This is a genomic window from Arthrobacter sp. 05L421 (assembly GCF_056397785.1).
Genome location: NZ_JBFTOC010000015.1, coordinates 68,124 through 79,856, shown reverse-complemented (window position 1 = coordinate 79,856; position 11,733 = coordinate 68,124). Strand labels below are relative to the sequence as shown.

Here is an 11,733-nt window from a genome sequence, read left to right as displayed (position 1 = left end):
CGACACTGTCCAACCCAATGTGCGGACGGGAGCTCCGGAACAAGCAGGCCCTGTACGAATTGGAACTCGACTAGAGGTCCGGCAAGTTCGACTTCGCCAAGATCCGGGGCATCCTCGCTGGCCGCGTCCAGGACAGATGTCTCGGCCAAAGACTCACTAGCCCGCGCCGCCGGTTGCGGGCGCTGCCAAGGCCATCGCAGTCATGATTGTGGTTGGAGCGTTGATGGCGAGGCCGGACAGTGTGGGGAACCAAAACTTGTCCTTCGCTTCCTGCCACTTGGAATTCCCTGATGCACGACCAGCAAGGTTGACGCTCTTGAAAAGACGTTCCATGGTGGACCGCAACTCGAAGTCCCCAAGAGTCTCGTACTCATCCAGGCAGGTCTTAGCGTGGGCGAGAAGCCCGAAGAGGTGGCGCCGCAAGGGGTTTACTGACGGACGGGCCTTCGCTACCGAGCGCGGTAGCGCAGAGGTGCTTTCCCCCGACTCGCCACCGCCTGAGACGGCCGGAAACGGTGAACTGACCGGCGGCAGACCCGCCAGGCGAAATGGACCACGGCCGTGCCCGGTCCAGCCCGACAAGGTCCCGCACATCCACGGTATGCACTGTAGTTACCGATCGTGTCGGGCCGCTCTCGAGGCTAAGTCCGGTGAACGAGTGGGACACTCGGTGAGCGATGCCCTCGGCGATGTACGGCGAACGGTCAAATTCGAAGCCGTTCCCCGCGCCGCCTCCACGGATGCGCAAGCCGCGGCTATGGGCGCCGTCGAAGGCCGCTCCAGCGCCACGGCTCCGGTTTCGGGACTGCCGAACCTCCACCTATACGCTCGCCTATGCCGGAGAACGGCTGACGGGCTCCTACGCTTTCGGCCCGGAAGCAGGTGAGTGCTGCAGCAAGCAACACTGCGATGCGGGCCCATGTCCCGCTCGATGTCCTGAGCGACACACCATCCAACTGTTCCCGACGTTTTCGGAGATCCACGTCGCCGCACTCAAAGCTCTCCGCGACGAAATCGCGGCCAAGCCCAAACTGGTTGTGGCCTCGCCCTAGCGAGATTCCACCTCGGAGAACAGTCCCGTGAAGGTGCCGCCTGCCTTAGCGAGCGCTTCGAAAAACGCACCCGCAGAAGCTGCTCCCACAGCCTGTGAGGCAGAGTCGTAGTCTTCGAAATAGAGGTCCAGCGTGCGATACGCAGGCGTCGCTGTGCCGTCTTCCTTTGGCCACACTTTGGCGGACTCGAACCGGACGAGCCCGTCCAGCGCTGCGACGCGGTCAAGAATTGTGGGCATTTCCTGTTCGAAGAGTTCCGGCGCGGACGGGTTATCGATGATCAGCGTGATTTTCGTTTGCATTGCTTCGTCCTTACTCGTGGAGATGGTGGGTGAAGCACTCGTGGATGTGATGCGCGAAGCGGACAACATGGCTGCACTTTCACATTAGGAGTCCGCACACAGGGCGTCCATGGCCCAACGAGCATCACTCCGTCTCTACGCGCATATGCGAAAACGTCAAGGGGACTGCCCCGGCTTTTGTTGACTCGGGGTCTTAGGCCGCCGTGGAACTGGGTGGTTGATTATTCGGAGTCGAGGGCGACGGCTGTTGCCCCGGTGATGTTCCTCCCGCGTTGACGGTCACCTTGTAGTCCACGTTGAGCTGGCCGAGGGCGTTCCGCCCAGGCCCGTGCGCCGGGGCGGAACGGATCCTGCGGCAGGAAGTCGTAGTGACCGACGAACGGGGACTCCGCGGTGGCGAGGGTGAACGCTTGGGCGCCGACGGCCCGGCAACTGAGCGTGGTGTTGGAGGCCCGGAGTGCGGCGGCGCCCTTGAGGGTGAGGGTGCCTGCGCCCGAAACGATGGTCCCGGGAATCGGGACGGACACGATTTTGGGGGCCTGGACGGTGGCAGCCTGCGCCGGTGGGGCGACGGTTCCGGTCAGGGCGGCGGCGAAGATCGGGGCCGGGGCCACGCGGAGCAGCGTGGTGCGTTGCATGGGGTCCTCGTGTCATTGCGGCGAATCGAATCGAGAGGCGCCCTCGAGTGGAGGGAGACCAGTGCCTGCGGTTACGGGGCGAACCCTGACAGCGGCCGCAGGGTCGGTCGCTTACTTTGAATGCCGTTCAGATGCGCGGGCCACAGGCTCGGGCACGCGGTCCTGAAGGCGATCATCAACACCGTGGCCAGAGCCACCGCCCTGGTGATCCTGGAGGCGGTCCCCGTCCTCACCGATGACGGACCCATGGAGGGCAGCCCGGAGCACGCAGCGGCGAAGCAAGCCTTGCGCCGGTACTGGGCGGACTATGGCCTCCAGGATGCCGCCGGCGACTACCTCGTGCTCGGTGACATGGCGGACGCCTTCGACGCTTGATTTGGCCATCCGGCCGCGATGACCGCACGATGGTCCCATCATCATCCAAGCAGGGGGCACGATGACGAATTCGAAAAGCGCCGTCCGGGCGGCCGCCGACGGACTGGCAAGTGGTGTTGTCACTGCCGGGATTGTTTGCCTGGTCGCCGGTCTGGTGGTGTTCTTCAAGGGTGGGCAACTGCACGTCCCGTGGTTTTTCACCGCACAGCGCGTCACCGAGAACGGCACCCAAGCGTTGGAGTTCAACATCGCTTACCCCGGTGTCATTGCCGCCGCTCTGGTGTGCTCGGCCGCGGCACTCCTGATTCATCGTCGCTCCGGGCGCCGCTGAACTGTGCCCGATAAGCGCGTCGTAGCTGGTGTGGAGTTCATCTCTGAAATGTGCCGCGACTAAGTCCCAGCGCCTTCGAGAAAGCGACAGCATCAATCCGCGTCATCCTGATGCCTGGCGCCATCGATGGCGACTTAGCCCGTTGACAGCCTGCTCCAAGCGGGAGTATCACGGCCTTGGGCGATACACTCCGTGGCCCAAAGATAATTGTGCCCGCGCCGGAAGGCAGCGCTCGCGACCATTACGAGATTGTGAGCGCTGGCCCGAAGGCTTAGCGCGGCACCCTTGGAAGGAGAAGCATCATGGCCGTTTCAATCGTCCTCCACCGTGTTGCCGACTACGACGCATGGCGCAAGGTCTACGATTCATTTGCCGACGTGCTGAAGGAGAGCGGGGTGAGCCAGGACTCGGTGCACCGGATGGCCGACGACCCGGACAACGTCCTTGTCATCCATCATTTCGACAGCGTGGAGAACGCCAAGGCGTTCTTCGCCCGAGCCGATCTGAAGGACGCGATGCAGCGCGGTGGCGTTCAAGGCGAGCCACGCATTGAATTCTTCGACTAGCTACACGGAGCCCAAGGAACACAACAACGATCGGCGTTCAAGCAATGCCGGACAGCGATGATCGAGCACTCGGCCCAGTCTCGGACCCGCCAGGATCGGCTAGCTACTGGTGACGTAATTGCGGGGGACAATTGTCAATCCCAAAGCGAATACAGCTCGAAAATGCAGTTGGGGTAAAGAGTGCATTGAAACTCAAAGGGGTTCCGAACGCTGAAGCGTGCGGAACCCCTTTGAATGGCCAATCGGCTGCTGAGTGCTCACAAAGCGGGCTCTGCACGATTTACCGTGCAGGGCCCGCTTTAGCGACAGCTACTTGGAAGACTTCCAACTAGACGATGCGCTTCTTCCAAAATGAGTGCCATTCTTCCAATTAGGTCGACATCTCACAAAGACCTAGAAGTCCCAGTCGTCATCCTCAGTATTGACAGCCTTGCCAATCACATAAGAGGAACCCGAGCCAGAGAAGAAGTCGTGGTTCTCGTCCGCGTTCGGCGACAGGGCCGAGAGGATGGCCGGGTTCACGTCGGTGACAGAAGCCGGGAACATGGCCTCGTAGCCCAGGTTCATCAGGGCCTTGTTGGCGTTGTAGTGCAGGAACTTCTTGACGTCCTCGGCCAGGCCGACGGAGTCGTAGAGGTCGTGCGTGTACTGGACTTCGTTCTCGTACAGCTCGAAGAGCAGCTCGAAGGTGTAGTCCTTGATTTCCTGCTTGCGCTCCTCGGACAGGCCTTCGAGGCCCTTCTGGAACTTGTAGCCGATGTAGTAGCCGTGCACGGCCTCGTCGCGGATGATCAGGCGGATGAGGTCGGCCGTGTTCGTCAGCTTGGCCCGCGAGGACCAGTACATCGGCAGGTAGAAGCCCGAGTAGAACAGGAAGCTCTCCAGCAGCGTGGAGGCCACCTTGCGCTTGAGGGGATCTTCGCCCTGGTAGTAGTCCATGACGATCTGGGCCTTCTTCTGAAGGTTCACGTTCTCGGTGGACCAGCGGAAGGCCTCGTCGATCTCCTTGGTGGAGGCCAGAGTGGAGAAGATGGAGGAGTAGCTCTTGGCGTGCACGGACTCCATGAAGGCGATGTTTGTGTAGACAGCCTCTTCATGCGGGGTGATCGCGTCCGGAATCAGCGAGACGGCACCGACGGTGCCCTGGATGGTGTCCAGCAGGGTCAGTCCGGTGAACACGCGCATGGTGAGCTGCTGCTCATCCGGGGTCAGCGTCGCCCACGACTGGACGTCGTTGGACAGCGGGATCTTCTCCGGCAGCCAGAAGTTGTTGACCAGGCGGTTCCAGACGTCCACGTCCTTGTCGTCCTGGATGCGGTTCCAGTTGATCGCCTCGACGTGGCTAAGCAGCTTGACCTTCTCGGTCATGTCATCCCCTAAAAGTTGGGTGTTCGTGAAGTTAAGCGTACGACGGCGGGCGGGCGCCCGCCGTCGTACTGTCAAGATTTAGTTGAAGATTAAAGCATGCAGCTGACGCAGCCGTCCACCTCGGTCCCTTCCAGCGCGAGCTGGCGGAGACGGATGTAGTAGATGGTCTTGATGCCCTTCTTCCAGGCGTAGATCTGGGCCTTGTTGATGTCGCGGGTGGTGGCGGTGTCCTTGAAGAACAGCGTCAGGGACAGGCCCTGGTCCACGTGCTGCGTGGCTGCAGCGTACGTGTCGATGACCTTCTCGTAGCCGATCTCGTACGCGTCCTGGTAGTACTCCAGGTTGTCGTTCGTCAGGTACGGCGCCGGGTAGTACACGCGGCCCAGCTTGCCTTCCTTGCGGATCTCGATCTTGGACGCCACCGGGTGGATCGAGGAGGTGGAGTTGTTGATGTAGGAGATCGAGCCGGTGGGCGGCACAGCCTGCAGGTTCTGGTTGTAGATGCCGTGCTCCATGACGGAGGCCTTCAGCTCGCGCCAGTCATCCTGGGTGGGGATGTGGATGTTCTTGAACAGCTCGGCAACCTTTTCGGTCTGCGGGACCCATTCCTGGTTGGTGTACTTGTCGAAGAACTCGCCGGAGGCATACTTGGACTTCTCGAAGCCACCGAAGGTCTGGCCGGTCTGGATCGCCAACAGGTTGGAGGCACGGACCGCGTGGAACACCACCGAGTAGAAGTAGATGTTGGTGAAGTCCAGGCCCTCTTCGGAGCCGTAGTGGACCCGCTCGCGGGCCAGGTAGCCGTGCAGGTTCATCTGGCCGAGGCCGATCGCGTGGCTCTGGTCGTTGCCGCGGGCGATCGAGGGCACCGAGGTGATGTTGGACATGTCCGAGACGGCCGAGAGGGACCGGATGGCCGTCTCGATGGTCAGGCCGAAGTCCGGTGAGTCCATGGCCTTGGCGATGTTCAGCGAGCCCAGGTTGCAGGAGATGTCCTTGCCGGTCTGGTCGTAGGACAGGTCATCGTGGTACGTGGTGGGCTGGGAGACCTGGAGGATCTCGGAGCACAGGTTGGACATGATGATCTTGCCGTCGATCGGGTTTTCCCGGTTCACGGTGTCCTCGAACATGATGTACGGGTAGCCGGATTCGAACTGGATCTCGGCGAGGGTCTGGAAGAACTCGCGCGCCTTGATCTTGGTCTTCTTGATCCGGGAATCGTCCACCATCTCGTAGTACTTCTCGGTGACCGAGACGTCGGAGAACGGCATGCCGTAGACCTTTTCGACGTCGTACGGGGAGAACAGGTACATGTCCTCGTCCCGCTTGGCCAGCTCGAAGGTGATGTCCGGGATGACGACGCCGAGCGAGAGGGTCTTGATGCGGATCTTCTCGTCCGCGTTCTCCCGCTTGGTGTCCAGGAAGCGGTAGATGTCAGGGTGGTGTGCGTGCAGGTACACCGCGCCGGCACCCTGGCGGGCACCGAGCTGGTTGGCGTAGGAGAAGCTGTCCTCGAGGAGCTTCATCACGGGGATGACGCCTGAGGACTGGTTCTCGATCTGCTTGATCGGCGCGCCGACCTCGCGGATGTTGGTCAGCGCGAAGGCCACGCCGCCGCCGCGCTTGGAGAGCTGCAGCGCGGAGTTGATGGAGCGGCCGATCGACTCCATGTTGTCTTCGATGCGGAGCAGGAAGCAGGAGACCAGCTCGCCGCGCTGCTTCTTGCCGGCGTTCAGGAACGTCGGGGTGGCCGGCTGGAAGCGGCCTTCGATGATCTCGTCCACCATCTGGGTGGCGAGCTTCTCGTCGCCGCGGGCCAGGTGCAGGGCCACCATGCAGACGCGGTCCTCGTAGCGCTCCAGGAAGCGCTTTCCGTCGAACGTCTTCAGCGTGTAGGAGGTGTAAAACTTGAACGCGCCAAGGAAGGTCTCGAAGCGGAACTTCTTCTTGTACGCACGGTTGTAGAGCTCGCGGATGAAGTTCATCGTGTACTGGTCGAGGGTTTCGCGCTCGTAGTACTCGTTCTTGACGAGGTAGTCGAGCTTTTCCTCGAGGTCGTGGAAGAACACGGTGTTGTTGTTCACGTGCTGCAGGAAGTACTGGTGCGCGGCCTCGCGGTCGGCCTCGAACTGGATCTCTCCGTTGGGGCCGTAGAGGTTCAGCATGGCGTTGAGCTCGTGGTAGCCCAGACCCTTGTAGGCGGCCGGCATCTCGTGCTTTTCCTGCTTCTCAGCTGCGGTGGCGGCGCCCGTGGCGGTGGCCGCGTTGGTGCCTGCGCCCTCAGTTACTGCTGTGTCTGCGACAGTCGTGTCCAAAACTCTTCCAATCCTTGTTGTACGCGGTTGACGTCTTCCGGCGTCCCCATGAGTTCGAAGCGATATAGGTGCGGGACCTTGCACTTGGCGGCGATGATGTCGCCGGCCATGCAGTAGTTGTCCCCGAAGTTGGTGTTCCCTGCGCCGATCACTCCGCGGATCAGCTTCCGGTTGCCCGGGTCGTTCAAAAACCTGATGACCTGCTTTGGAACAGATCCCTCTCCCCCGGTGCCGCCGTAGGTCGGCAGCACCAGCACGTAGGGCTCCCGGGCCACCAGTGGAGCGTCCCGCAGGTAGAGGGGGATCCTGGCGGCGTCGACGCCCAGCTTCGCAACGAAGCGTGCCGTGTTTTCGGAGGTGGAGGAAAAGTAGATGAGGCGGCAGTGCGTTAGCTCGGGAGCCGCTGTGCTGACCGCTTCCCCGCTGTCAGCCGCGGCAGCCACCCGATCATCTGTTGTTACAACCATGGTGGTCACCTCATCTACCGTGAATTCTTGCCTGGTAGCGGCGCCCCTGAGCGTTTCAGAGTATTGGGAATTTCAGGCTACGGAGCGTTTCAGGCTACAGCGACGGCGGCGGCCTGCGCCAGTTCTTCGATCTTGTCCGGACGGAAACCGGACCAGTGATCCTGGTCGGTGACGACGACGGGGGCCTGCATGTAGCCCAGGGATTTCAGGCGCTCAAGGGCCTCAGCATCCTGGGAGATGTCGACGCTCTGGTAAGCGATGCCCTTCTTGTCCAGCGCGCGGTAGGTCGCGTTGCACTGAACGCAGGCCGGCTTCGTGTAAACCGTAACGGTCATGGTCCTGTCCCCTTTGTTGAAGTCTTCGTGGAGCGCTATCCCGGCTCCGGCTGTCCCGCCCTGATGCTCTGCTGGAACTGTATGTCGATACTACATGTAGTGCAAGAGCCTCATGCGGACCCCAAGATGATGTATTACAAGTATGTCATTTAACCCACCTTTAATCCACAGGAGGAGGCCCTCCAAATGTCCGGATTTCAGCCATTTTGGCGGACGAAATCCACACCCTGTGCAGTAGTTATTCACATTAATCACCCCCGCGTGTCGCACCGGAGACGGCGTGTCGCGCCCCTCCGCCAGTAGGCACCACGGTGGCGCCGGACACTACATCTGGTGTCCGGGCACACGAAAGAGGCGGGCACCCTGGTGCCCGCCTCAAACGGATCGTGATTGTTCTAACACCCCGCGGTCAAATAGCGCCCTTGGTGGCGGCACTCTTCGTAGAAGCGTGGTCGAGCACGATCTGCTGCACGTCAAGGTAGCCCGTTTCAAAACCTGCCCGGGAGTAGCACAGGTAGAACAGCCACATCCGCTGGAAGACGGCGTCGAAGCCCATGGCCCCGACCTCGTCCGCGCGGGCCATGAACCGCTCCTCCCAGAGCCGCAGGGTCTGGGCATAGTGTTCGCCCATGGCGAGGCGTTCGCGGACCCGCAGTCCGGTCTGCTTCTCGGTGATCTCTTCGATGGCGCGGACGGACGGAATGACCCCGCCGGGGAAGATGTACTTGTGCACCCAGGTGTAACTGGTGCGGGTGGCCATGAGACGGTCGTGGGCGATCGTGATGGCCTGGATGGCCACCTTGCCGCCGGGGGCCAGGACCCGCTCGATGGTCTGGAAGTACGTGGCCCAGTATTCGAAGCCGACGGCCTCGATCATTTCGACCGAGACGACGGCGTCGTACTCGCCCTCCACCGCGCGGTAGTCCTTGAGCTCGATCGTGACGGCGTCGGCGTAGCCGGCCCCGGCCACGCGCTGGCGGGCCAGTTCCTGCTGTTCGCTGGAGAGGGTCACGGAGTACACCGTGGCGCCGCGGGCGGCGGCTCGGAGGGCCAGCTCGCCCCAGCCGGTCCCGATTTCCAGGACGCGGGTGCCTTCCTTCACACCGGCCTTGTCCAGCAGACGGTCGATCTTGGCCTGCTGGGCGGCAGCCAGCCCGTCCCACGGCACGTTCCGCAGGGCGTCGCCGCTTTCGGGGAAGAGGGCGCTGGAGTACGTCATGGTGCTGTCCAGGAACGAGGCGAAGAGCTCGTTGGAGAGGTCGTAGTGCCGCGAGATGTTGGAGCGGGTGTTCTTCTCCGTGTTCCGCTCCCTGCGTGGCTGGTGCGGCAGGTAGAGTCCGCGCAGTTTCTGCAGCGGCTCGGGCACCAGCGTGCCGACGCGGGAGGCGAACACCTCCATGACGGCGGTGAGGTCATCGGCGTCCCAGTCACCCGCCATGAAGGACTCCCCCAGGCCGATCAGGCCGCCGTCGCCGAGCCGGGCGGCGAAGGCTTCCGGCCGGTTGATGGTCATGACGGGGTAGGCAGTGCCCAACCCTTCTTTGCCCAACACTGTGCCGTCCGGGTAGCGGACTTCCAGCGGCAGCCTGCGCACGGCCGCCTTGAAGATGGCGTCGGCAGCGCGGCCGGCCACACGGGCCTTGAGGCTCGAAGGCACGGCCGCGATGCTGGGCCAGACGGCGGCGTCGATGGTGACGGGCGGCTGGGGAACGGTGTACGGCACCCTACCGTTTACGGCCGTGCCGTTTGCCGCGCTGCTGCGCGTGGTGCCCTGTGCCCGACCCGTACCGGATCCGGTCGCTTCGGTCATTGTCACTGAACTGCCTCCTGTGAAGGGTGGTGTGGTTTCTTGATGATGGGCAGGCGGCGCGCCCACAGCCTGATGCCTTGCCAGCGGATCTGCGCCGCGACACGCAGCGGGGCCAGGGGTACCGCGAGCGCCGCGGACGCGATGTTCCGCAGGGTGGCTTCGTGGCGGACGCCGTCCATGGTGGCGATGAAGGGCTGCTGGCCCTCCCGTTCCAGGACTATCGATACGGCGAGCCGTTCGCAGGGTTCGGGGAGCTTCATGCGGTACTCGCCGTCGACGTCATTGAACGGCGAGACGTAAAAGCCCTTCGGGACGCTCGCCCGGCCCGCGCCGTCCGTTTCGAGGAGGTAGCAGTGCCGCTCCCCATACGTGTTGTGGACCTCGACGACGACGCAGCGCAGCTCACCGGCAGCGTCATGGCACCAGAACACGCTCAGCGGGTTAAAGACGTGCCCGAGCACCCGTGCGCTGGCGAGCATGGTGATCCGTCCGCCGTCGAGCCCGTTCCCCTGCGCAGGCCCGATCCCCTGAGTGGCAAGGTAGCGTTCCACGTTGCCGCGCAGGGTGCCGCCCGGATCACCCAGGTGGTCCTCAACCCGGAAGCCGGCCAGCGGCCGGAGCAGGCGCGGGAGCTGCGGGAGGTGGTCGACGTCGACATACCAGCTGTAGCTGCGGTAGGTGAAGGCGTTGCGCAACGGGGTGCGCCGCACATGCGAGATGACCGTGCGGTAGATGGCCGCCTGATGCTTGGAGCCCTGCGCGCTCATGGTGCCTCCGCTGTGGCCGGCTGGACAGTGACCGGGAGCGGCTCCCAGGCGCGGCCCAGCCGGGCGGCGGCCTTGAGGCCGGACAAAGCGCCGTCCTCGTGGAATCCCCAGCCGTGATACGCGCCGGCGAACGCCAGGCGCTCGTCGCCGAGCCCGAGGATCCGCTGCTGCGCCTGCAGCGACTCCGGGGTGTACTGCGGGTGCTCGTAGACCATCCGGTCCAGGACGGCGGCGTCGTCGATCAGTTCGGATTCACCGAGGCTGACGATGTACCGGCCGCCGTCCGCGGGCTCCAGCCGCTGCAGCCGGGTCATGTCGTAGCTGACCAGGACCTTGTCCGGCCGGGCGTCGCAGGACGGCAGCCGGTAGTTCCAGGAGGCCTGGGCGTTGGGGCTGGCGGGCAGCACGGCTTGGTCGCGGTGGAAGACCGTCTGGTTCACCGAGTACGGCATGCCGCCCAGGGCGGCCCGCTCGGCGGCCGAGGCGCCGGTGAGCATGCGCAGGGCCTGTGCCGGGTGCGTGGCGATGACGACGGCGTCAAAGGTCTCCCGCACGGTACCGGCACCCAGCGCGGACGTGACGTCCACGCCGTCGGCGTGCCGGTGCACCGTGGTGACGGGGCTGGCGAGCCGGATGTCCGGCAGGGTCTCGGCCACCTTGTCGACGTAGCTGCGCGAGCCGCCGGTGACTGTCCGCCATTGCGGCGAGCCCTTGACCCCGAGCAGCCCGTGGTGGCCCAGGAAGGTGAAGAGGTAGCGGGCCGGGTAGGCCAGCGCGGTGGTGGGGTCACAGGACCAGACGGCGCTGACCACGGGGGTCATGAAGTGCGAGATGAAGTAGCGGCTGAATTTCTCCCGGGCCAGGAAGTCGCCCAGGGTGAGTTCGTCTCCCGCTGCCGTGCCGGTGCCTATGCCGGCGCCTGTGGCGGGTTCCGCCAGCAGGGCGCGGGCCCGGCGGTGGAACCGGGTGACTTCCAGCAGCATCAGCAGGTAGCGGCCGCGCAGCAAGGTGGCCGGCCGGGGAATGATGCCGCTCCCCTTCGGCCGTGCGCCGGCGTATTCCAGGCCGCAGCCGTCGCAGCGGACGGACATGCTCATTTCCGAGTCCTGTGTTTCGACACCCAACTCAGCGAACAGACGCAGGAGCGTGGGGTAGGTCCGCTCGTTGTGGACAATGAAGCCGGTGTCCACGCCCAGAGTGGGCCCGCCCTGCTGCGGCACATCGTGGGTGTGGGCGTGGCCGCCGAGCCGGTCGTCCGCCTCGAAGAGGGTTACCCGGTCCTGCCCGTTCAGCACGTACGCGGCGGTCAGCCCCGCCACTCCGCTGCCGATGACGGCGACGCGCCGGCCTGCCGGAATCCCTGCTGCTTGCGACACTGGTCTGCTCCTGTTGTTTAGCGCCTGTTGA

General features: G+C 63.7%; 13 protein-coding genes. 3 read left to right on the top strand and 10 right to left on the bottom strand.

Annotated elements, in window-relative coordinates; genetic code table 11:
• Positions 1–156 precede the first annotated feature (156 nt).
• The 3 genes from AC1DKQ_RS16535 to AC1DKQ_RS16525 form a co-directional block, all read right to left on the bottom strand.
• On the bottom strand, positions 157–423 hold the full coding sequence (locus AC1DKQ_RS16535; protein WP_476919598.1) for a hypothetical protein: 267 nt from the start codon (positions 421–423) through the stop codon (positions 157–159).
• 625 nt (positions 424–1,048) lie between these two features.
• Entirely contained in the window at positions 1,049–1,354 is a 306-nt protein-coding gene (locus AC1DKQ_RS16530) for an EthD family reductase (protein ID WP_476919597.1), read from the bottom strand.
• Between the two features lie 221 nt (positions 1,355–1,575).
• A complete protein-coding gene (locus AC1DKQ_RS16525) occupies positions 1,576–1,992 on the bottom strand; it encodes a hypothetical protein (protein ID WP_476919596.1) in 417 nt (138 codons plus the stop codon).
• 120 nt (positions 1,993–2,112) lie between these two features.
• On the opposite strand from AC1DKQ_RS16525, the gene AC1DKQ_RS16520 reads away from it, so the two are divergent.
• The 3 genes from AC1DKQ_RS16520 to AC1DKQ_RS16510 all read left to right on the top strand — a co-directional run bounded on the left by AC1DKQ_RS16520 (position 2,113) and on the right by AC1DKQ_RS16510 (position 3,264).
• Positions 2,113–2,367 (top strand): hypothetical protein, encoded by a 255-nt coding sequence (locus AC1DKQ_RS16520; protein WP_476919595.1) that lies wholly within the window; start codon positions 2,113–2,115, stop codon positions 2,365–2,367.
• Positions 2,368–2,428: 61 nt separating this feature from the next.
• On the top strand, positions 2,429–2,698 hold the full coding sequence (locus tag AC1DKQ_RS16515; RefSeq protein WP_476919594.1) for a hypothetical protein: 270 nt from the start codon (positions 2,429–2,431) through the stop codon (positions 2,696–2,698).
• Positions 2,699–3,000: 302 nt separating this feature from the next.
• Positions 3,001–3,264: an antibiotic biosynthesis monooxygenase gene (locus tag AC1DKQ_RS16510; RefSeq protein WP_476919593.1), complete on the top strand. Its 264-nt coding sequence runs from the start codon at positions 3,001–3,003 to the stop codon at positions 3,262–3,264.
• 393 nt (positions 3,265–3,657) lie between these two features.
• Here the strand turns inward: AC1DKQ_RS16510 and nrdF are convergent, their stop codons facing one another.
• From nrdF to AC1DKQ_RS16475, 7 genes are all read right to left on the bottom strand, one after another.
• The gene (nrdF, locus tag AC1DKQ_RS16505) at positions 3,658–4,632 is read right to left on the bottom strand and encodes a class 1b ribonucleoside-diphosphate reductase subunit beta (RefSeq protein WP_476919592.1); all 975 of its coding nucleotides are present in this window, start codon (positions 4,630–4,632) and stop codon (positions 3,658–3,660) included.
• A gap of 89 nt (positions 4,633–4,721) precedes the next feature.
• Positions 4,722–6,842 carry a class 1b ribonucleoside-diphosphate reductase subunit alpha gene (nrdE, locus tag AC1DKQ_RS16500; RefSeq protein ID WP_476919619.1) on the bottom strand — a complete coding sequence of 707 codons (2,121 nt, stop codon included), beginning with the start codon at positions 6,840–6,842 and terminating at the stop codon, positions 4,722–4,724.
• Between the two features lie 74 nt (positions 6,843–6,916).
• Positions 6,917–7,414, bottom strand: a complete 498-nt coding sequence (gene nrdI, locus AC1DKQ_RS16495) for a class Ib ribonucleoside-diphosphate reductase assembly flavoprotein NrdI (RefSeq protein WP_476885158.1) — start codon at positions 7,412–7,414, stop codon at positions 6,917–6,919.
• Positions 7,415–7,503: 89 nt separating this feature from the next.
• The gene (gene nrdH / locus AC1DKQ_RS16490) at positions 7,504–7,749 is read right to left on the bottom strand and encodes a glutaredoxin-like protein NrdH (RefSeq protein WP_018773329.1); all 246 of its coding nucleotides are present in this window, start codon (positions 7,747–7,749) and stop codon (positions 7,504–7,506) included.
• 409 nt (positions 7,750–8,158) lie between these two features.
• Positions 8,159–9,565, bottom strand: a complete 1,407-nt coding sequence (locus tag AC1DKQ_RS16485; protein WP_476919591.1) for a class I SAM-dependent methyltransferase — start codon at positions 9,563–9,565, stop codon at positions 8,159–8,161.
• Complete coding sequence (locus tag AC1DKQ_RS16480) at positions 9,562–10,326, bottom strand: DUF1365 domain-containing protein (protein WP_476919590.1); 765 nt, start codon at positions 10,324–10,326, stop codon at positions 9,562–9,564. Before AC1DKQ_RS16480 ends, AC1DKQ_RS16485 begins: the two co-directional genes overlap by 4 nt.
• Positions 10,323–11,702 (bottom strand): NAD(P)/FAD-dependent oxidoreductase, encoded by a 1,380-nt coding sequence (locus tag AC1DKQ_RS16475; RefSeq protein WP_476919589.1) that lies wholly within the window; start codon positions 11,700–11,702, stop codon positions 10,323–10,325. Before AC1DKQ_RS16475 ends, AC1DKQ_RS16480 begins: the two co-directional genes overlap by 4 nt.
• Between the last annotated feature and the right edge of the window lie 31 nt (positions 11,703–11,733).